The 21,070-nt window shown below is 35.8% G+C and carries 18 protein-coding genes, 1 tRNA gene and 1 CRISPR repeat array; of the genes, 7 read left to right on the plus strand and 12 right to left on the minus strand.

All coding sequences use genetic code 11. The features are described from left to right. The first annotated feature begins 2 nt into the window (after window positions 1–2). Both ACY2LT_RS08465 and ACY2LT_RS08470 read left to right on the plus strand, forming a co-directional pair. The gene (locus ACY2LT_RS08465; RefSeq protein WP_491815124.1) at window positions 3–617 is read left to right on the plus strand and encodes a hypothetical protein; all 615 of its coding nucleotides are present in this window, start codon (window positions 3–5) and stop codon (window positions 615–617) included. Window positions 618–635: 18 nt separating this feature from the next. Then, window positions 636–1,829 carry a sensor histidine kinase gene (locus ACY2LT_RS08470; RefSeq protein ID WP_491815126.1) on the plus strand — a complete coding sequence of 398 codons (1,194 nt, stop codon included), beginning with the start codon at window positions 636–638 and terminating at the stop codon, window positions 1,827–1,829. Here the strand turns inward: ACY2LT_RS08470 and ACY2LT_RS08475 are convergent. Further along, the gene (locus ACY2LT_RS08475) at window positions 1,823–2,905 is read right to left on the minus strand and encodes an RluA family pseudouridine synthase (protein WP_491815127.1); all 1,083 of its coding nucleotides are present in this window, start codon (window positions 2,903–2,905) and stop codon (window positions 1,823–1,825) included. The two genes, ACY2LT_RS08470 and ACY2LT_RS08475, sit on opposite strands and share 7 nt — an antisense overlap. After that, on the minus strand, window positions 2,889–3,509 hold the full coding sequence (gene lspA / locus ACY2LT_RS08480) for a signal peptidase II (protein ID WP_491815129.1): 621 nt from the start codon (window positions 3,507–3,509) through the stop codon (window positions 2,889–2,891). Before lspA ends, ACY2LT_RS08475 begins: the two co-directional genes overlap by 17 nt. 157 nt (window positions 3,510–3,666) lie before the next feature. On the opposite strand from lspA, the gene cas6 reads away from it, so the two are divergent. Further along, a complete protein-coding gene (gene cas6 / locus ACY2LT_RS08485; protein WP_491815131.1) occupies window positions 3,667–4,458 on the plus strand; it encodes a CRISPR-associated endoribonuclease Cas6 in 792 nt (263 codons plus the stop codon). A 4-nt stretch (window positions 4,459–4,462) separates the two neighbouring features. On the opposite strand, the gene csx2 is transcribed toward cas6, so the two are convergent. Genes csx2 through ACY2LT_RS08530 form a run of 9 tightly spaced genes read right to left on the minus strand, consistent with a single transcriptional unit; the run spans window position 4,463 to window position 14,225 of the window. Then, a complete protein-coding gene (gene csx2, locus ACY2LT_RS08490; protein WP_491815132.1) occupies window positions 4,463–5,737 on the minus strand; it encodes a TIGR02221 family CRISPR-associated protein in 1,275 nt (424 codons plus the stop codon). Continuing rightward, window positions 5,734–6,681 (minus strand): CRISPR-associated ring nuclease Crn3/Csx3, encoded by a 948-nt coding sequence (gene crn3, locus ACY2LT_RS08495; RefSeq protein ID WP_491815133.1) that lies wholly within the window; start codon window positions 6,679–6,681, stop codon window positions 5,734–5,736. Before crn3 ends, csx2 begins: the two co-directional genes overlap by 4 nt. Beyond that, window positions 6,665–8,032, minus strand: coding sequence for a type III-A CRISPR-associated RAMP protein Csm5 (csm5, locus tag ACY2LT_RS08500; protein ID WP_491815134.1), 1,368 nt, complete (start codon window positions 8,030–8,032; stop codon window positions 6,665–6,667). The genes crn3 and csm5 overlap by 17 nt, the downstream gene beginning before the upstream one ends. 4 nt (window positions 8,033–8,036) lie before the next feature. Further along, window positions 8,037–8,993 (minus strand): type III-A CRISPR-associated RAMP protein Csm4, encoded by a 957-nt coding sequence (gene csm4 / locus ACY2LT_RS08505; RefSeq protein WP_491815135.1) that lies wholly within the window; start codon window positions 8,991–8,993, stop codon window positions 8,037–8,039. A gap of 1 nt (window position 8,994) precedes the next feature. Beyond that, window positions 8,995–9,804 (minus strand): type III-A CRISPR-associated RAMP protein Csm3, encoded by an 810-nt coding sequence (gene csm3 / locus ACY2LT_RS08510; RefSeq protein WP_491815137.1) that lies wholly within the window; start codon window positions 9,802–9,804, stop codon window positions 8,995–8,997. 12 nt (window positions 9,805–9,816) lie between these two features. Further along, on the minus strand, window positions 9,817–10,248 hold the full coding sequence (gene csm2 / locus ACY2LT_RS08515; protein ID WP_491815139.1) for a type III-A CRISPR-associated protein Csm2: 432 nt from the start codon (window positions 10,246–10,248) through the stop codon (window positions 9,817–9,819). Further along, window positions 10,238–12,652: a type III-A CRISPR-associated protein Cas10/Csm1 gene (gene cas10 / locus ACY2LT_RS08520; RefSeq protein ID WP_491815140.1), complete on the minus strand. Its 2,415-nt coding sequence runs from the start codon at window positions 12,650–12,652 to the stop codon at window positions 10,238–10,240. Before cas10 ends, csm2 begins: the two co-directional genes overlap by 11 nt. 3 nt (window positions 12,653–12,655) lie before the next feature. Beyond that, window positions 12,656–13,669: a CRISPR-associated ring nuclease gene (locus ACY2LT_RS08525; protein WP_491815141.1), complete on the minus strand. Its 1,014-nt coding sequence runs from the start codon at window positions 13,667–13,669 to the stop codon at window positions 12,656–12,658. 46 nt (window positions 13,670–13,715) lie between these two features. Further along, window positions 13,716–14,225, minus strand: a complete 510-nt coding sequence (locus ACY2LT_RS08530) for a hypothetical protein (RefSeq protein ID WP_491815142.1) — start codon at window positions 14,223–14,225, stop codon at window positions 13,716–13,718. Between the two features lie 173 nt (window positions 14,226–14,398). On the opposite strand from ACY2LT_RS08530, the gene cas1 reads away from it, so the two are divergent. From cas1 to ACY2LT_RS08550, 4 genes are all read left to right on the plus strand, one after another. Then, window positions 14,399–15,454 (plus strand): CRISPR-associated endonuclease Cas1, encoded by a 1,056-nt coding sequence (gene cas1 / locus ACY2LT_RS08535; protein WP_491815143.1) that lies wholly within the window; start codon window positions 14,399–14,401, stop codon window positions 15,452–15,454. A 24-nt stretch (window positions 15,455–15,478) separates the two neighbouring features. Next, on the plus strand, window positions 15,479–15,745 hold the full coding sequence (cas2, locus tag ACY2LT_RS08540) for a CRISPR-associated endonuclease Cas2 (protein WP_491815144.1): 267 nt from the start codon (window positions 15,479–15,481) through the stop codon (window positions 15,743–15,745). Window positions 15,746–16,043: 298 nt separating this feature from the next. After that, window positions 16,044–18,632: a CRISPR direct-repeat array (repeat unit 30 nt; unit sequence CTCTGAATTGTACTATATTAGTATCGCGAC). Between the two features lie 185 nt (window positions 18,633–18,817). Beyond that, window positions 18,818–19,948 carry a hypothetical protein gene (locus ACY2LT_RS08545; RefSeq protein ID WP_491815145.1) on the plus strand — a complete coding sequence of 377 codons (1,131 nt, stop codon included), beginning with the start codon at window positions 18,818–18,820 and terminating at the stop codon, window positions 19,946–19,948. A gap of 7 nt (window positions 19,949–19,955) precedes the next feature. Continuing rightward, the gene (locus ACY2LT_RS08550) at window positions 19,956–20,828 is read left to right on the plus strand and encodes a hypothetical protein (RefSeq protein ID WP_491815146.1); all 873 of its coding nucleotides are present in this window, start codon (window positions 19,956–19,958) and stop codon (window positions 20,826–20,828) included. A gap of 49 nt (window positions 20,829–20,877) precedes the next feature. On the opposite strand, the gene ACY2LT_RS08555 is transcribed toward ACY2LT_RS08550, so the two are convergent. After that, a tRNA-Ser gene (locus tag ACY2LT_RS08555) sits at window positions 20,878–20,959 on the minus strand. Window positions 20,960–21,070 lie beyond the last annotated feature (111 nt).

Below are 21,070 nucleotides of genomic sequence, written 5' to 3' on the forward strand. Positions count from 1 at the left end.
CTATGAACTACGATCTTACGCTGATTCAACAAGAAGCTATTCTTGAACTTCTTAATATTGGAGTAAACGAAAGCACCAATATTCTAAGCGATATTCTAAATGTTGAGATTGAGCTTTCTATCCCCCAAATTAGAATAATTCCATCCGACCGCCTTATAGAAGAATTACAGGATCTGGGAAAAGAAGATTATTCAGCTGTAAATATGGAATTTCACAATAGTTTTTCTGGTATTTCGCAGCTTGTCTTTTCGCAGGAAAGTGCAAATAAATTAGTTGATGTGTTCTCCCGACAAGTGCTCGACTCATACGAATTTGACGAAATCAAAGCCGGCGCTTTGGTAGAAATCGGGAATATTATTCTTAATGCTATTCTTGCCACTTTCAGTAATTCTCTCGAACACGAGTTTGAATTCTATGTGCCTGTATTTTTTGAAAACTACAAAAAAGAATTTTTCGAACAACGGCTTAAATTTGTCGATGAAGTTGTTCTTCTTGGAAAAGCAATATTTGTAATTAAGGAGCTTAAAATCTCTGGCGATATTATCCTCTTCTTTAATATTCATTCCTTCCAATACTTCGTAAGTATTATCGACCAGTATATTAATAAAATTAGTTAAACATTACTCAGTGATGCTATGCTCAAAGATGTTTATTATGAAAATCCCCTCATTGCTTACGACCATATCCCAATTGGCATTTGCATTATTAATAATAATTTCAATATTATTTTCTGGAATAGAACTCTCGAAGCGTGGACAAATATCCAACGCGATGATATTATGTTTAAAAATATATTTGAATTGTTTCCACATTTGCAAACACCAAAATATAAATCAAGATTGCAATTAATGCTTTCCGGGCGCCCTCCGATGGTGCTTTCACCAATGCTTAATGAGTATTTCATCCCAATAAATGACACCGAAGGCAACTACCAGGCTCAAACAGTTACTCTTTCGTCAATTCCAACTAATGAAACTGGTTTGTATAATGTCATCATAGCCATTGAAAACGTTGCTACTTTGTTCAATAAAGTTAAGCAATATAGAATTATAAAAAACCAGGCTATTGATGAATTAAATCGTCGTATCGAAGCAGAAGAAAAACTAAAAGAATATACAAAAAAATTAGAGCAGCTTAATTCTACAAAAGACAAATTCTTTTCCATTATTGCCCACGATTTGATAAATCCTATCTCTGCCCAATATAAACTTGTTAAAATTCTTAAAGATAATATTGAGCAATTCAGCAAAGAAGATATTATAGATATTATTAATGAAATCGAGCATTCCTCATCTCACACGTATAAGCTACTCGAAAATCTGCTCACGTGGTCTCGTTCGCAGTTAAATAAATTTTCTGTCCATATTGATAAACATAATTTGATGAATATTATTAAGTTAGCAGCTAGCGATGTATCCTCGCAAATAGCAGTTAAAAAAATTACTCTCAATTTCTCAGAAAATTGCGACATATCTGTTTGCTGCGATAATAATTTACTTACTACGATTATTCGAAATCTACTTTCCAATTCTGTTAAATTCACAAATTATGGTGGGAAAATTTCTGTAAGTTGCCGTATGGATGATGAATTTACCTATATTACAGTCGAAGACAACGGTATTGGTATGGACGAAGAGACTTTAAACAACCTATTCAAATTAGATCAAACTCATTCTAAGCTCGGAACAAATAAAGAAGTTGGAACAGGGCTCGGACTTGTTATCTGCAAAGAATTTGTTGAAAAAATGAATGGCGATATTTTTGCTGAAAGCAAACTTGGCGAAGGAAGTAAATTTACAATTAAATTACCAAACTGTCGTAATCAATAATCAAAACTTACCTCCCTGAATAATTCCAGAATTTGCTGGAAGTCCTCAGGAAGTTCACTATCGAAACGCATAAATTGCTTCAACGCTGGGTGGTAAAACCCAAGCGTTTTAGCATGTAATATCTGACGCTCGTTTGCAATCTGCAGGCATTTTTCTGCTCTGGAACGAAATTTTGGGTTCTCTCCTCCAAATATAATAGACGTCCCGCCATAGGTCGGATCCCCGAAAATGGGATGCCCGATATAGTGCGAATGAACGCGTATTTGATGCGTGCGTCCCGTGTGCAAGACAAACCGGGCAAGCGACACGTATTTAAAATTTTCAAGCACTTCGTAATCTGTTTTTGCGTATTTCCCACCTTTTGGAAGAATAGTGAAAAGCTTCCGATTTTTGGGCGAACGTCCTATATTGCCTACTATTGTTCCTTTCTCTTGCCTTGGATTGCCCCAGATTATTGCCTGATATTCGCGTTCGGTCGTTTTTTCGGCAAATTGCCGGGACAGTTCTGCGTGTATAGCAGCATTTTTTGCAACAACAAGTAGCCCGGAAGTGTCTTTGTCAATTCTATGGACTAATCCCGGGCGAACAGCGTCGCTTGCAAAAATTTGCTCGTCTGTGAGTTCGTCGTCGTTTTCAATTTCCTCGTCTTCATCGTCAAGTTCAAGTTTTATTGCGTCTCGCAATCCAAAATGATAAAGCAAAGCATTGATAAGCGTTCCGCTTCTGTGCCCAATCGACGGGTGAACAACCAGCCCGCGTTGCTTATTGACCACTACAAGATGCTCATCTTCATAGACTATTTCAATCGGTATCGGCTCGGGAATAAGCTCAATAGGCGGCAATTTCAGAATAACGCATTCGACTTCGTCCCCAGGCTGGATTTTTCGACTTGCTTTGACAGGCTTGCCGTTAATACGAACGCATTCTGCATCTATGGCTTTCTGAACACGGTTGCGGGTTGCCCCGGCAATTGCCCGCGTCAAGAATACATCAACGCGTTCGGGCTTCTGACCCGATGTGATATTGAATTTATAAACGGTTTCAATTTTGTCGGGATAATTATTGTTCGCCTGCATTTTCCTTTTGCAAGTCCTCTATTTGCGTGTTTTTCCCAAGTATTTCCTTTATTCCAGGTAATTTGTTGTGAAATAAAATAAGCAGAATAATTCCGCAAGTAACGCAACTATCCGCAATATTGAAAATAGGGAAGTGGGTGTAATGAATGCCCATAAAATTTATGTCCGGAATATCTACCTGAATGAAATCGACCACGTGCCCGTAAAATAGCGGTTGTGTCCCATAGAATACACCGTAAAACACTCTATCGATTAAATTTCCAACCGCACCCGCAAACACAAGGCTTATTCCAATTTTCACTGCTTTGTGTGCGAAAGTGATTTTGTATAAGTAGTAACCAAGTGCAATTGAGGCAAAAATCGAGAACAAACTCAAAAATATCTTACCCCAGCCGAATTCTATTCCGAACGCCATACCGGGATTTTCAATATATGTAAGTTGCAGAAATGTCCCCCATATCGGTATGGATTCGCCATAATACATTCCTTCGTGTTGCCAACCGAACAGATTGAACCCTTTCACAGCTAGTTTTGTCGACTGGTCGAATATTATCAATAAAGTTGAAACCAGGAAATATATGTTGTTGTTTTCTCTATTATCCATAAATTTTTCAATGATATATCACAAAACAACAAATATAGTAAAAATATGGTAATTTTTTGCAAATAGTGCAATTAGCAATTATATAAGAAAACTCTTTTATAATATTCCAATCTAATGTAAATTGTAGTTTATTATCATCGATTTTTCTTATTTTGCTATGAGAATTTCTATCGCTTTCAAGCCCGAACGGAATATTTTCCTGCTTCCAACAAATTATAACTATGAATTAAGCTCTATGATTTATTATATTATGTCTTTGAGTGGTCCAAAGTTTTCCAATTGGTTGCACTCGCGTGGCTTTAGTCTTGATGGTGGGAAAAGATTTAAATTCTTCAATTTTTCCAGGTTATTTTTCCACGAAAAAGAAATACAGGGGGACGTAATCAAAGCTTCGGGCAATTTTAAGCTCATATTTAGCACACCTATCGACGAAAGCGTCCTCACAAACTTTGTTTCTGGAATTATGGAAAATTCCGAAGGATTATACCTTGGCAATAAACAAGTTGGCACAAAGGTAAAGATTGTTAGAGTTAATATTCTTCCTTATCCTCGTTTTGAGCATAATACTAAATACATTATGCTTTCGCCAACAGTTGCTTCCATAAAAAACAATCAGGATAGAGTAATATATCTCGACCCGTCCGACAGCAGAACAATCGAAGTCCTGCGAAACAATATTGTGAGAAAATACGAAGCCATTTATAGAGAAAAGTGCCCTTATGCAATAGATATTGCTTTCGATGAAGATTATTTGTCGAAAAAAGGCGACGTCTCGGAGGTAATGAGATTAATCAATGTGAAAGTAGGCAAAGCAAATTCTGCAAAAATAAAAGGATTTCTTTTGCCACTTTATATTCAAAGTGATGAAACTATCCACCGACTGATTTACGATGCCGGACTCGGCGAGAAAAATTCGCTTGGCTTCGGTATGCTCGAAGTTGCAAAATAAGCAACTATCTAAATTTTGCGTTTAATAAATTATCGTGAAAAAAGTTTACCAGATTTCTTATACTATCTTTGTTCAGTTCGAATTTCCCTTTCCTATCCAGATGGGCTATGTTATTACGTATTTTTTTCAGTTCAATGAGCTTCTCTTTAAAATTGTTAATTGGTTCAACAAGCAAATCATCGTTCTTTTCTAATAATTTTGAGAGTTTTTCGTTTGCCTCAACCTTGTCTTTTATCTTCTTCTGAGTGCAAAAAGCCTCGATAACTGCTTCGTAAGCGGCAATTACTGCAAGTGAGTAATTGTGGTTTCGCTGTTGCTGGCGTGCGACTTTCAGTATTTTCTCAACGTTTGTTTTCCCATTGTTTATCTCGTCTGCAAACTCTTTGATTATTGGCTTAACGTAAAGAAATGGTTTGGGTGGTTCTTTTACAGCGTCAATCTTTTGGGAAATTTCTTTCGAAAGCTCGATGATTTTAGTAAAAGAATTCACGCTGAACGCAGACGAAAAGTCTTCTATTAACTTACTTAATTCTTCTGTGCTTTTGTACCTTTTCAGTAGCTGAGCAATTTGCTCGGGGTCTTTGTATTTGCGTAATACTTCGGCGGCAGTTACCCATTTATTCAGCTCTGTGAATAGATTAAACTCAAAAATTGGTGCTCGTCCGTTGTGTTTCGGGTCGTTCATTAGCTCTAATGCACCATAGTAGATGCTTCCCAACTTTACTTTTCCATTCGTAATCGCATTAAAATAGAATAAGCTGAACAGAAAGAAAAATGGTTGATACCTCAATCCGTGTGTAATATCGAACGATACGGTAGAACTTTTTATATCGAGATGCAAAATTTTATTGAAAATCGACCACAGCTGTTCTACGTTTTCCCCAATTTCAATAATGTGGCAATAAGTGGGAATTTCGAAGTAATCTGTCAATCGACGGTTCAATGCTTCAATTACTTCCGGCTTTTCGCCTATGCTGCTGTCTTCCACTGATTTCCATATCAATGAGAATTCTTTGAGAAGATGTTCTTTGTCTGTTTCTTCCGGGATAGTGTGAACAAACAAAGTTTCCCACATCGACGACGAAGTCCCAAAAATATGCACTTCCTGAAATTTCTTTGGGCTAAGCTTTATGATTGCTTCGCCGACAAATGGAGATTCGACGTATTCATCGCTTTTGCTCGATGGCAGATAATATTTCGTTCGCCTATAATTGCGGCTGTCTATGCTTCGCAAAACATTCTGCCCTGTCCCAAGAATTAGAAATAGAGTGTTTTTCAAGTTAGATGCTCCATAAATATTTCAACTAATTCATCAGGAATTACTATATTCTTTATGTTACTTCTGTCTAAGTCTGTCAATACAAATTCCCTTCTTTCAGCAGAAATAGTTTTGTTCTCTCCGTTCTGAACTGTGTGGATTAATGCGAGTGTTTCAAGCTCGCATAGTTCGAACGTTCCATTCCACTTCTTTGCTTCGTCTTTGTCGCGAGAAACTATTATTCCGCTATTGCAATTCGAAAAAATTGTCAAATTTTTCCTGTCTAAACGACCGCCAACATCAACCAGCACAACTTTTTTCGATTTTGCCGTATTTTCAATGAAACGCGCCATTTTACTTGCAAATTCATCAGTAAACTCGCCTTTATAGCGGAACACCTTGCCTTGATTTTCCGGAATTTCTCCGAACCAATCGCCTTCTCCATCAGGGCAAGCGCGAATGATAAAAAAATCCTCATAAAATCTTTCGGGCTTCATTGCTCTGATTTTTTCTCTCAGTGCCTGGATAAACACGCTTTTCCCACTATGTGGCGGACCACCGACGACTGTTATTAATTTTTCTAACTTTTGCTTTTCCTTGCGTTTCTTGCTTGATTGATTTGTTTCGTGTTTAATATATTGAGTGATTTCCTCAACCGAGGCAATAGTGTCGCCCACGCTTTTCCCATTTGCAACGTGATTTTCTACAATTATCGCTCCAATCCTTGGGTCGAATGTAGCAACCCACGCAAAAGGGTGAAGTTCGTGCACCAGAAAAGCATAAAGCCATATCGGCGCTTTCCCGTTGATAATCACTCCCAGATCGGTACGCAATTCTTGTGGCAACTTGACGCTTTTGAGCAAAGCAGGTTCTATCACTCCGTCTTCGGAAATCTTAATATCCAATATTTGATAGTTTTTTTCAGTACTGACAACATTAAACTTGATTTTACCACAATTGTTCAATTTTTATCCATCCTAAATGTTCATAATAATTATTTATTTCAGACACTTTGCGAGAAGTGGGGAATTTATGCAAATCTACCTTTTTTGGCTTTGCATTTTTCCCAGGTGTTTGACCTATTCTAAATAAATCAAAAATTTCCTCGTATATTTTCTTAATTTCACCATTGTTCTGTGAAATTTCATCAAGTATGTTAAACAAAACAGTTTTGCTGTGGAAACCGCCACCCCATCCGATTTTTGTGGCAATATCTTTATCGCCAATCTTTGGGAAAATTAATTTCTTTGAATTTTTAGGATATCTATCGTAAAATCCATCATCAAGTTTTTCAATTCCAACAAGATAGTTGTTCAAATAATCCATAATGTTTTCTGAAAACATCTCGACTATTAAGCTATTACTTAATTCATTCATATTTTTCTTGCTTATTCCAAACAAGTTCTCCAATTTGCTATAAAACATATCTCTTTCTTGCTTATTATCAATTGATTTCTCGACTGCTCGCAAAAATTCAATATCGAAATCTATAGTAAAATCGAACGAAACGCCTTTCTTAATCACTTCGAGTGCATTTAGCTGCCCTTGTGCAGTGCCTTTTGCAGTCAAAGTTTTTGGCAAAACCAGTTCGCAAACTTCCTCGGGCAATCGGCAATTTGTGTCGCTCACACGAACAAACTTCATCAAATCGTATTTTGCATCATATTTTTTTGTTGTGTAGTTGAATATTTCATTAATTTCATCTTCGAAAAAATTTTTTGCGTCCTTTTTCTTTTTATTATCTTGACTTTTACATTCTCTCAATTCTGATTTTAATTTATCAAGGATTTCGATTTTTTCCGAAGCAAATTCTTTGTCTGTGAATACTTTATAAAAATACTCATTCAATATTGCTGTCCGAATTATACCTTTAATAGTTGTGCCGGGGATATAAATTTTATTATCTGCTGTTTTAATGTGTGAATTGACAAGCTTTGAAACGTTTGGTTCGTTTGTAGGCATTTTGTATCTAATAAATTTACCTTCTTTTATCTTCTGGCGAATTGTATGTTCTAAGTCCTTTCTATTGAGATGATTGGAGATAAAATCGAAAATATTGAGCTTGTATGTTCCCTTCTTTTTCAAATTGGAACTTGATTGATTATTGAGTTTTTCATCTTTTGTTTCGACCCATTCCGATATTTTATTTATTGATTGCGGCACTTCCTTGATTACGTAGCTCAATATTTCGTCAGTTTTTAGCCGATAAAAGTAATTTCCTTGAATTAAATACTCGAAGCTATCTATTTGTTCTCCACTGGAAATTGCAATTGGAGTAAGTGTTGTAATTCTAAACTTATTGCTTTCTGTGTTCATTTTATTATCCCCGAATTTTTATTTTAATTGGGAAGGACAGACCATTGAATTTTATTGAAATATTATCTGCTGTCGCAACTTCTTTTATGCTTCCGTAGTGTTTCTTACCGTTTATGATTGGGAAGACCGAACCCGCAGCAAAGTAGCTTACTGGTTTCTTGCGGAATACATTCCACGAATAATTGTTGCTGAATATTTTTCCTTCTTTCGTTTCGAGCTCGTAGAACAATAATTTTGTGTGTTCCTGATAATACTTTATCTCGTCAGCAGTCGGGTAATAGCACGAAAGATTAATAAATGCATTAGCATCTGATGGTTCTTCCAGTACAATTTCGTCGACTTCGTAACTAAATTGCCCTCGACCAGTGGAGGCATCGCGCCCAAGCCCGTAATGATTTAAAAAATTGAACACGGGCTCTACAAGCGAGAAATCACCTTCAAATAGGAAATACAGCCCACCATTATCTATAAATAAATCATCTGTATGATAAAAATGTTCTTCCTCTGATGAATTTGTCAGCCGATTTATTTGAACGTGCGGAACGGAAACTTCCCTAATTTGCGGTTGAGCGAGCTTCTCCTTCGAGTTTACAAATATCTCGAAAATATCTTGAATGGTAATTTCTCCCTTAATCAATCTGCTGAAAGTTTCCAAATCCAAATATCTCAACGACTTAAACTCTTTTGTTTTGCTGTATTCTTTTATTGTTTCAATTTCTTTTTCATCAGTTGGCAACTTCGGTTTTGGAAAATAAATTCGCTTGCGGCTGTCTATCTTGTTGAATACAAAGCAATTAGAGAAAAGAAATGGGGGCGAACCCGCTTCGAAGCTCTCGACAACCGAGCGAGTGAATTCTTCGCCTTTCAAATATCTCATCACCGTGAGAGTTATGCCGAAAAGAAAGTCGGCATCATATATTCTTGAGAAAGACGTTTTTGGATATAAATATACTATCTTCATTTTACAAATTTTTGAATTTGTTCATAATTCCCGCTAATTTCTCATCAGTAAAATCAGATAAACGCAAATATTTATCTTTATCAAATGTTACATCGATATCTTTAAGCGAATTCTTAAATCGCTCATCTGGTTTCAGATAATCTGCTCTTGTCAGAACGTATGGTTCTTCGAGTTTGAAACTTATTTTGCCATAACCGCGCGATCCACTTCCGCCAAGTGTGTTGTGTTCGAGTAGTTTCATCGATAATAATAAATCTTTGAAGAAATCAATATCTTGTTTTTCGCAATTGTCCAGCTTATAGACGCCAAAAATCATCTCAAAATTGAAGCACGAACCTTTTACAACACGTTCGAGAAATCTTGGATTGGCAGCGGAAGTGATTTTATTAATCGTGTTCTCCGGCTTGTATTCCGTATACATCAATTCTGAATCAAGGTTTTTCCACATCATTACTGTTTCCTGGTCGGGGTGAGCATCGCGGACAATCAATCGAGTTGGTCCAATTGCTTCTTCTTTGGGCGCTACTTCGGCGGGCACACCAAATATTCGCTGCAATGATGAATTGCTATCGAAATTTTTCTTCTCAGGAGGGTCTATGTCCGCTTTACCAAGATGATACGCAAGCAGCGTCCTCATCTTTCCTTTAAGCGATGAACCTGGAATATAAGGATACTGCGTAAATGGGTCGCGAATTACGGGCGAATCGACACCGCCAATTTCAAGTTTATCTTTCGAACCGCCTATGTGCAGTCCCGTTAGGCATTCTATTTTGCCTCGAAGAATAATATTTCCTAAAAATTCTATTTTCATAACTACTCCTTATTAATCTTTTCCACCATAATATTTATGATATGCTACTATTGCCTCTACAAATTCGAAAAAGTTTTCATACGCTTTTTCTTTGTTATTTGATTTATACACTTTGTCTATCACTTCAAACATTAACTCTTTGAAGTCTTCAACTTCCCGGTTTCTCCCTTTTGCGTAAGCCAACTTTGGTTTGATAAGAATTAAACTTGCGTCGAGTTCCTGGAATTCCATTTTGGTAATTTTCCTCTGTTTGAACTCGTTTCTCAAAGTATTGAAATGAGAGAAAAAGTTACGAATTTGGTTCGTTTTAATTGTTTGCGAAAAATCGTGTCCTTTCATATCCGCAACTTCATTAATTCTTTCAGCAGGAACCAGAGCGAAATCCTTTTCAGTGAAGACTTCGTTATGATTTCCTTTTTTGCTGTCGTTAAAGTTATTTCCCATTTTTACCTCTATTTTTGAATACTACATAATTTCCAATAATCGGGAATGTGCTATACCAGCGTTGCCTTTCGAGCTTTTCGCTTTTCAAAAATTGTCGCAGAAGTGTATTTTTGATTTCTCTAATTTCTTTGTCATCTTTATTGTCTTTTGAATTAATCGCGTGTTCCGACAATTCGCGGCGTGCGAATAGATAATGAAGTTTTGCAGTAAGATTGTATATTTTTTCTGTGTTCAGCTCGCCTTTTTTGTCGAAAGTCTGCCTCACATTCGATAGCAGGCGATAAACAAAACTCGACGTTATCCCTTTCGAAGATGACTTGTTTTTGTCTATTGCCTCGTTCAGGCTTTTGGCGAACTCAATTTTGTCTTCCAGTTCTTTCCAATAGACAACCGTTTCGAACACCGAAATTTTATCTTTTTTGCCTTTTTCAGTGTCTTCCCTGTGTATTGCAGTTCTCTTTGCTCTTGATTCTTCTGCCCCCGAAATCAATGCGGATTTAGCAATAGGGTATGTTGGCTTTGTAATGGCAATTCCTGCCGATAGAGTAATATTTGGATTTTTTGTTGTGTATTCAGCGAAGTTTTCTTTCACTTTTTTTGCAAATTCAATGATATTTACCCACGAACCGACTGCAAAAAGGTCGTCCCCGCCCGAATATGTAATGTATATATCGTGCTCTTTCGCAAGCAAATCCACATCACGAGTGAAGAACATATCCATCTGCCGCGAAAGCGTAGCAAGCCGCGATATAGAATATCTCTTTTTCTCCTCTTTATTCTCCATTTCTTGTTTTTGCGTCCATTTTAGCCCCTTCTTGAAAATATACCCAAGATTGTCCACATCCATACGCAGAACCCCAAGCAACGGGTAGTTCTTTGACTTCAACTCGGATATTTCGCTAAACTCCAACAACTCGTAATTATTTTTCTGATTTCTTGGCGCATTTCTTGCAATAAACTTAAAAGACAAAGCTATCGGAATATCGCAGAATTCCCTAGTAATATCGGCATTTTGTGCTATTTCAGTGTCCTTAATTGAATAAATTGTTGCAAATTCAGGTTTTTGATTATATATACTTTTGATAAACTCTTTACAATGCTCTTTGCTGTCCGCCAGATACCAGTAAGTGCAAAAATGAGGCAATTTAACCACGCGTCTGCTGAATTTTTCCTCAAAACCAATTTCCTTTGTTGATACAATTTCCACGATATACTTTGTGTGCGGTATCGCACCTCCAATTTCATCAAAACTTATTCCCTTTATTTCACTCAGCTGTTCTTCAACTGTTTCGGGGAAGATACGTTCAAGAATACTCAAAGATTTTCTTGATTTTTTCTGCCTCAACTCACTGCCCAATTTTCTCTGAACTTCATCGAACTCAACAAAAATTTCGTTTATTGACGCTTCCACCCAGGCAAGAACAACTTGCAAAGAACTTCGAAATACTTCGTATAGCGACAGATTTATTCTTTTTTCAAGTTCTTCTAATTTCTTCCGATTTTCAGTATTTGCAGGAATTAATATCTCAAATCCGCCACCGCTATTATATACAATGTTCCCATCGTATAGATTGAATTCTCTAATAATATAGTTGCCAATTGTATCAGCAAGCAATTTCACAAAGAAAGACCTACCCCGAAGCTTTTTCGAAGCTTTGTCGGTGTCCTTTATCTCGGAATAAATGAAATTCTGTATTCCCGAAATGTCGCCTTTAAGCAATATCACTTTATCAATGCTTTCCTCTGCTTGCGACATACATACCGATGCAGCTGCAACCATTCGGCTATGGTCGAATAGCGAAATATCGGGGTTTGTCAGATAACTTGCTGAACTCACAGTAGAAGTGTATTTCCACAATAGCGAAAATAATGTGCTAAGCATAGCTTGCTTGTGGTCTGTGCAGCCATTCTTGTATATTGTCTCTAATTCTTCTGTAAATTCTTCCCAACTATCTTTATGCAAAGCAATCATTTCCTCTTCATCTGGTTGCCAGCTCTTTTCGGTAACATTCCTTTTGTGCACAGGTCTTGTTATCTCAATTAGGCGTTTTAGCGGCTTGGGCTCTAAATAATACACTTCGCTGGGGGCATCGCCAATACCAATATCAATATACTTGAAAATAGACATCAGAGGACGTCGAGTTTCTTTGCTCTCTTGTTTTATGCGTTCGCTTGCAGCAGCGTGGTCAGCTTCGCGAACAAAAGTATTGCCTCTTACAAGAGCTTTTAGTATTTCATTACCTTTTGGTTTGAAGCATTCAAACTTGGTTGTCAGATATTCGCTTGCGAACATTTCGCCAAGCATTTCGTGGTCGACGCCTCTTTGGGTTTTTTTAGCTCGAAAGGCGAACTTCCCTATATCGTGAAGCAGTCCGCCAAGATAAGTAATATCAGTTTGGTTCATAAATTATTTCACTATTTTTATTCTATTTTTACTTAATTTAATCCCGTATTTTTTGTCGGCGTAGCTTCCAAGAGTGCTAATAATATAGAAATCGCTCATTAATTCATTATCTAACGCTTGTGTGATTTGGTTTTTGATAACCGAAATTGATTTTTGCAAGTTCTCGAAATTTAATTTCCCTTTCTCGAACAATCCCGACTGTGCTCTCTGCAAATGTCCTTGCGATGGTGTGTATTTGCAGTATATTTCCCATATTTCAGATAAATTCTTATCGGAAAACGATTTGCCACCACGTAGAAATTTTCCCGCCTTCTTTGCAAAAAAGAAATATACTGCAAAAGGCAACGGCTGCATTTGCACCACTTTGTTACCTATTGATATTCGCCTTGTGTTCGGATAAATTTCGAGTATTGGCAATTCGATACGGCTATCGAGTTCTTCCTGTGCGGTTTGTATTAAGTCGTTGACCTCTAAATTGCCACTTTTACCCGGATTAAACTTCAATTTTATAAAAGGCTTTTCGAAAAAAACAATCTCATTTGCTTCTTCATCGCTTTCGGGATAAAATTTCTTGCTTGCGGCAAATTTTTCGCTTGCAACAACGTGATACATCTTATCTGCGTCGCCACCGAACACCGATAGGGCAATTGCCAAATCAACGCTCATCGTTTTTCTGCCACCGGAAATTAAGCAGTGCAATGTGTTGCCTCGAAGCTTCTCGGATTTTACTACGTCGAATATTAACTTTGTCAAAGAACTGCTCGATTTTTTGTTGTATAATTCGTCATCTGCTGATAAATACTCAACACTCCATTCTTTTTTCAAATTGTAATAACCCTGGAATTCCTTTAATTTCAACGAAAGCGTTTTCTCTATGCTTCCCCGGCAATCGTTCGTTGTTATGATAATTATTCTTTGAATTTCCTGTCGCTGCTTGAACTCTAAAAAATATAACGCCTCCGTCAATATTTGCGGACTTTTGCCCGCCAAACATATTAATACGTTATCTACATTCATCTTTCGCTATTGTACTAAAAATTAATTAACAAAACAAAAATTTTTTTTATTTACTCAAAAATTCTAATATAGCACTTTCGAAATTACCTGTTGAATTGCAATTTATTGTTGTTGCCTTTGTTATATACCACAATTTTGTATTAAAATCCATCTCGTATAAATTATGCAATGCGTTATAGTTAGCTACCACTCTCACTTTTGTTTGGTTCTCATTAATCTTCGTTAGCAAAATATTCCAATTGCAACTAACTTCCTCGATTTTACCTTGCCAACCAAAACCGCTCCCAGGCACACCACAATCGCATAATTTTCCAGAACTGCCATATTTCATTGTTTTTGACCTGATTACGTTACTTGTTTTGTCCATTTGTTCTATCGGTATATCTGCTTCTACAAAGAAAGTTATCAGCATTTCCCAAACTTTGTCGTAACTTTTATTGACTACTCTTTCCTTTTCAAATTTGTATGTTTGTGGTGGCTTATAAGGTGTTGCACACCCACTTAAAAATAATACAACAAGAACTACAATTAATGAAATAAGTAAATTAGTTTTCATTTTGAACCTCAAAAAATTGTTGAATGAAGATTTTACTCAAACATAATTTCTTTTTCAGCCGTTTGCAAGAACAAGAATGTTATGAGAAGGTTCTCGGAATGTTCTTTTCTTTGATAGTTTCTATTAACATTATGAAATTGTGAATGGGAATTATTAAAAAACTTGGTTATCTTATGAAAAAAATCTATTACATCGTTAGCAAAGGGAGTTTGTATTTAGATAACGGAAATCTATATTTCGAACCATTCTACGAAGATTGCGATATCCCCAAAAAATTCAAACACGATAATGATGATGAAGAAATCCAGATTGTAAAGCAACGTCAATCAATACCTATAGAGACAACCTCTTCGATTTGTTGTTTTACTCTTGTTCAATTCGATTCAACTATCCTTAATTATATCGCTAAATACAATATTCCGATTATTAGTTTTGATAGTTATATCCCAACGGGCTACTTTTACAGTAATTTTTCCAAGCCTGATGGCAATCTTACAGTTTTGCAAGCAGCTCACTTTGCTAATAATTCTAAAAGACTATCCATTGCTCGAAAGTTTGTTCTTGGAGCTATTGCAAATAAAATTGTCAATCTTTCATATTATTACAATCGAGGTGCTATTTCTAATATTGATTTAAACAAATTTACTTTAATCATTAGCCAGGCGAACAAATGCAGTGATGTAAACCAACTTTTGCTTGCCGAAGCTCAAGCTCAGAAGCTCTACTTCTCATTTTTCAACCAGATTATCAAAAACGACAATTTTCATTTCGAAAAACGCGTCTATTTCCCACCTCCAGATCCTGTTAATGCTCTGATTTCATTTCTCAATGCTTTGCTTTATTCCACCTTGCTTACCGAAATGGCTTCTACTCCAATTTATCCTTTCATTTCATATTTGCATTCCCCTGGAAATAATAAAATGTCTCTCATTTGGGACTTTTCCGAGATTTTTAAACCCGTTGTTTGCGACAGGCTTCTCTTCAAAATGCTTAATACAAACATTATTAAACCAGATATGTTCGATCAATCTGCTGATAAATGCCTGCTTAATAAAATTGGCCGCCACAAAGTTGTTTCCGAATACGATAAAAAAATTAAAACAACAATCTTTAATAGAGAAAATCAAAAACAACAGTCTTATAGAACTATCATTAGAGAAGAGTTCTATAAATTCATCAGATTCTTGCAAAATAAATCAGACTATAAGCCTTTCAGAATGAACTGGTGATAATTTTTTTTCAGGAGTTTATCAATGTTTGTAATTCTATCGTATGACGTACATCGTAAAAGAGTGCATAAAGTTCATAAAGTTGTAAAAAAATATTTGCACTGGGTTCACAATTCTGTTTTTGAAGGAGAAATTTCACTTTCTCAAATGCAAAAATTAATTAGCCAGCTCGACGATATAGTTAAGCATAATTATGATTCTGTCGTGTTTTACATTTATCCAAATGATAAATATGTAGTAAAAAAATACATTGGAATTGATAAAAGCTGGCTCTCGTCTAACATTTTGTAATTAAATGACTTACAAAAAACAGGGTAAAAATTTAGTCGTCGAGCTCAGAGAAAAATACAACTTACGAGGACAGCAATTCGATGATATTTTCTCTTTATTTTTGTAATTCATTGGAATATAGCGATTTAGGTCTTGTCGTCGAGGATTTTGGGTGAAAAATGTGTAAGTCTATGGAAATAAAAAAAGTTTGTAAAAAGAAAAAAAGTGTTAAATTGCCGACGACAAAAAATAGAACTTTCTGATTTTTTGTGACTGAAAAGTGTTGTGCAGTCGAAAGCGTTCTTTGAAAATTTGTCCTCTCTGAATTGTACTATATTAGTATCGCGACTGAACCACGTTTTTCCATTCACATTTGGATATCCGCTCTGAATTGTACTATATTAGTATCGCGACCGTTGTTTGAAGAAACCTTGTTATTTTTTTATTTTTCTCTGAATTGTACTATATTAGTATCGCGACTCGGAGCAAAACGAAAGAGAAAAGCGAAATTTGGAGTCTCTGAATTGTACTATATTAGTATCGCGACATCAAATATATAATATGCAGCTTTATTGATAGTATCACTCTGAATTGTACTATATTAGTATCGCGACCTATGCTTGCTGGAAGTATGCATTATACTTTCAGAGACTCTGAATTGTACTATATTAGTATCGCGACAAATAATATGTTCGCAAGTTCATTTTCATCTCCTTCGCTCTGAATTGTACTATATTAGTATCGCGACTTAAGGGCTGTAATGGAGGATTTTATTTCCTCCACTCTGAATTGTACTATATTAGTATCGCGACTCCCTTGCCATTCGACCATCAATTTAACATCACTCTGAATTGTACTATATTAGTATCGCGACTAGTGTGTAATCTAAATCCCCTAATAGTTCGTATGCTCTGAATTGTACTATATTAGTATCGCGACCTTATTTGACGGAGAGAGATTTTGTCCATGACAAAGCTCTGAATTGTACTATATTAGTATCGCGACCCGTTGAGCGGTGCAAGCCTGTTAAATTTGCAATTTCCTCTGAATTGTACTATATTAGTATCGCGACTGAACATACTGTTTGATATTTCATATTCATTAAACTCTGAATTGTACTATATTAGTATCGCGACTAGTCCAAGATTGAACAGTGTATAAACCACTGTTCTCTGAATTGTACTATATTAGTATCGCGACATGCTACATAAGTTTGCTATTTGAGTTCTTGTAAACTCTGAATTGTACTATATTAGTATCGCGACTCCCTTCCTTGATTTCGTTGTAAAATTCGTTGTAAAAGCTCTGAATTGTACTATATTAGTATCGCGACTCTTTTTGGTGTATAAAACATCAAGAAGCCTCCTGCTCTGAATTGTACTATATTAGTATCGCGACACAATAAAAAATCTTTTCATTTTTCTACTCCCACTCTGAATTGTACTATATTAGTATCGCGACTCAATACGGATATGATAAGGTATATTTTGCATCTATCACTCTGAATTGTACTATATTAGTATCGCGACTACTTTTGCTGGATATAACTCATTTTATGCATCTCTGAATTGTACTATATTAGTATCGCGACTTAATTGCGTAAATGTATTATACATTATAGGTATTTCTCTGAATTGTACTATATTAGTATCGCGACGAGTTTAGCTTTATCCTTACTAAACGGGTTTGCTCTGAATTGTACTATATTAGTATCGCGACCTATGAGATGCAGCATTATTGATAGTATCATTTACTCTGAATTGTACTATATTAGTATCGCGACTGATTATCGTTGCCAATTCGTTAATCTTATCTTCCCTCTGAATTGTACTATATTAGTATCGCGACGCCAAATCCAAAACAAATGTCTTTTTCATTTTCATCCCTCTGAATTGTACTATATTAGTATCGCGACGTGGTAGCAGGTGGCTTTTTCAATTGCAGCCGTTACCGCTCTGAATTGTACTATATTAGTATCGCGACCTAAAAACGTGTCAACTGTGTCGATTATGATTGTTCTCTGAATTGTACTATATTAGTATCGCGACTTTGGTTCGAGCAAATATGCGTTAACGTTATCACTCTGAATTGTACTATATTAGTATCGCGACATTACGTCTATATCGCTTAAGTGTAGCTTGTTGTCTCTGAATTGTACTATATTAGTATCGCGACTTAGACAATGTATAACAAACAGTTCGTTTTATATTTTTGCTGCTCTGAATTGTACTATATTAGTATCGCGACCACAATCACCCTTTGCGGTCGCCCATTTTCTATTTTTACTCTGAATTGTACTATATTAGTATCGCGACAATGTCCAGCACGCCTTATATAAATTGCCTGCTTCTCTGAATTGTACTATATTAGTATCGCGACCCATTTTCCCTATCCTTTTTAAAAGAATTGTCCTCTCTGAATTGTACTATATTAGTATCGCGACGTCTCCTTGTAAACCCAAGTTTAGACAATGTATAACACTCTGAATTGTACTATATTAGTATCGCGACGTCTCCTTGTAAACCCAAGTTTAGACAATGTATAACACTCTGAATTGTACTATATTAGTATCGCGACGTCTCCTTGTAAACCCAAGTTTAGACAATGTATAACACTCTGAATTGTACTATATTAGTATCGCGACTAAACGATAAGCAAATATGCGGTCAAATCTGTACTCTGAATTGTACTATATTAGTATCGCGACTTCCAACTCGGCGATTTTGTTTTTGTAATTTTCCTCTGAATTGTACTATATTAGTATCGCGACCCATAAGGACGTCTATTTGGTCGCCTGATTTTTTGCTCTGAATTGTACTATATTAGTATCGCGACTGTCTTACTTTTATGTCGCCGCGCGCTGTAACAGTTGCTACAGCTCTGAATTGTACTATATTAGTATCGCGACAAATGGCGTAAATTTGCTTGGAGCTGGAGACGTGAATCTCTTAATTGTACTATATTAGTTTCTTCTATTTTGCCCCTTCCTTTCAAGTGTTCCTACTTCTCCAATATTATTTTTGGAATTATCTATCTCTTTGTTATATTTGTTGTAAGTAATTATCACCTTTGTATAACTACTAATTAGATTTTATGAAAGATTTCTTTACTCAATTAGGTTCGGAAAAAGCAGAAACACACCACGGCAATCCCGAAATGTTGCGGACATTTTTCGAACAAATATATAAGCAAATTATCGTCGAACCTCAGTTTATTGTGCAACCAAACCCTCTGAACAATGTTATTGAAAATGAAAAAGAAAATCTGCTCAATAAAATCAAGCAACTCGACGACAAAATCACGGATGTCCGCCAAGATGAAGAAAAATACCGTCGTGAGAAAATCGAAACTGAAGAAAAAGCTCGCAAATACGACCTCGAAAACAAAAAACTTACTTTCAATCCACGATTTTATCGAACTTTGCAAGTTATCAGCTGGCTACTTGTGATAGTCTTGGTTTTGGTTTACAGCATTTTCTTTATGCATTTGTTTGCGCCCCCTTCGACAAAAATAATTCCTCCAATTAGTGAATTCCTTGTCCTATTAGAATACTATTGGTTGGCTTGCATTATTTCAATCGTTCCAATTGCTTTGGGGTTTGTTTTTGATATGCTATGGCGTTCAGAGAAAAAAAGCAAAATATTCGCTATTATTCCTATTGTTTTGCTTACATTTGCGTTAGATTTTATTATTGCTTACTCAACTCATACACGAATTGCTCAGGCAAATGAACTTCTTGGACTTCCTTCGCCTTCGCTTCTGGCAGACACAAATTTTTGGATTGTGATTTTTCTCGGTCCAGTGCCCGTAATTATTTTATCCATAGTTCATCATTTTAAATATAAAAATTCGCGCGAGTTTATTGAAGAAAAATCCAAAAATCCATTCCTCGAACAAGTTGCCAAATTGCGTGAAAAGGAAATGAACCGAAAGCGCAAAGCCGAAGAACTAATCGCAGAAAAAGAAGAACTACAACGCCTTTTTAATAAAAAAGATGCTATTCCAAAAAGTCTGAAACTTTTGCCAAAAGAACAGCTCGACGTCCGTATATTCTATTTCTATGATGGCTGGACTTCCTGGATAACTAACTTCTTCAATAGTTCTTTCGAAAAAAAATATAATAAAAGTAAATCTGAACTCCTTTCCCTATGCAAATTAGAATATGATGAATTTTTGAAGGAATCAGATAAACATTTTACAAATATTTACAATTTGTATCAATAGGTAAATTATGAAAAATGTTGCTTCTTTGCTCCTCTTGCTTATATTAATTTCTTCTTGTGGCAATAAATCTGAACTCGAAAAAAAGCCCGTCTCTCGCAATGTCATTATTTTGCTCGATTTGTCCGATAGAATTTTGCTCGAAAACCAAATAGCCAGAGATAAATCTACAATTAATGCAATTTTCCAGACTTACTTGAATTCAATAAAAGATACAATTGTTGCCTACGACAAAGAATTTAACCGAATAAGCGATAAATTCTCTGTTAGAATTGCCTACCAGAAAAATATTCCCTACGATAAACAACACTTCGAGAACATTCTGCAATTTGATTTTGCTCGCAAAGATGCCAATAATGCTAAATTCATTCTTCAAGACTTTCCAAAACAACTTTCCACTGAACTCGATAATCTGTATAACGCAGCAAAATTTAGCGATAATTCGAAGGATTACCACGGTGCTGATATTTGGAAATTTTTCAGTGAAGATTTGGATAATTTGATTTCAGATGATGATAATTCAATTAATTATCTTTTTATAATAACTGATGGTTATTTGTATTTCGAGAATTACAAGGAAAATATTAAGCAAACAAATCGCCGACCCGATATGCAATTTTTGTCCGAACTCCGAAATAAAAATTGGGAAGAAAAATTCGACAAGGAAGATTGGGGCTTGATTCCTCTAAATAAGCAATTCCCGAATTTGAAAGTCTGCGTTTTAGAAATTGCTCCAAATGATTTCTGGAATGAGTTCGATTTATTGAAAAAAGTTTGGAGCAAATGGCTTACCGAAATGGGTATCGATAGAAATAATATATATTTCAGCAAGTCTGAAAATACAGAAGTTACTACTTCACTTGTAAAAAAAGTTCTTCGCTGATATAGTTGAATTAGTTCAAAATCAAAATAGAAATCTTTCCCCGTATTTGCGGAGGATGAGGGACTCGAACCCCCACAGGCTTGCGCCCGGCGGTTTTCAAGACCGCTGCAATACCATTATGCGAATCCTCCGTAGCGTCTTGAATTACAAAATTAACTCATTTTTTATTTTCTTCCAAAAATTTTTTTTCTCTGCTGTATTGCTTTTCCACCAATCTTTTAAAAATAATTGAAACTTACATA

This window comes from Eximiradius proteiniborus (assembly GCF_058546985.1).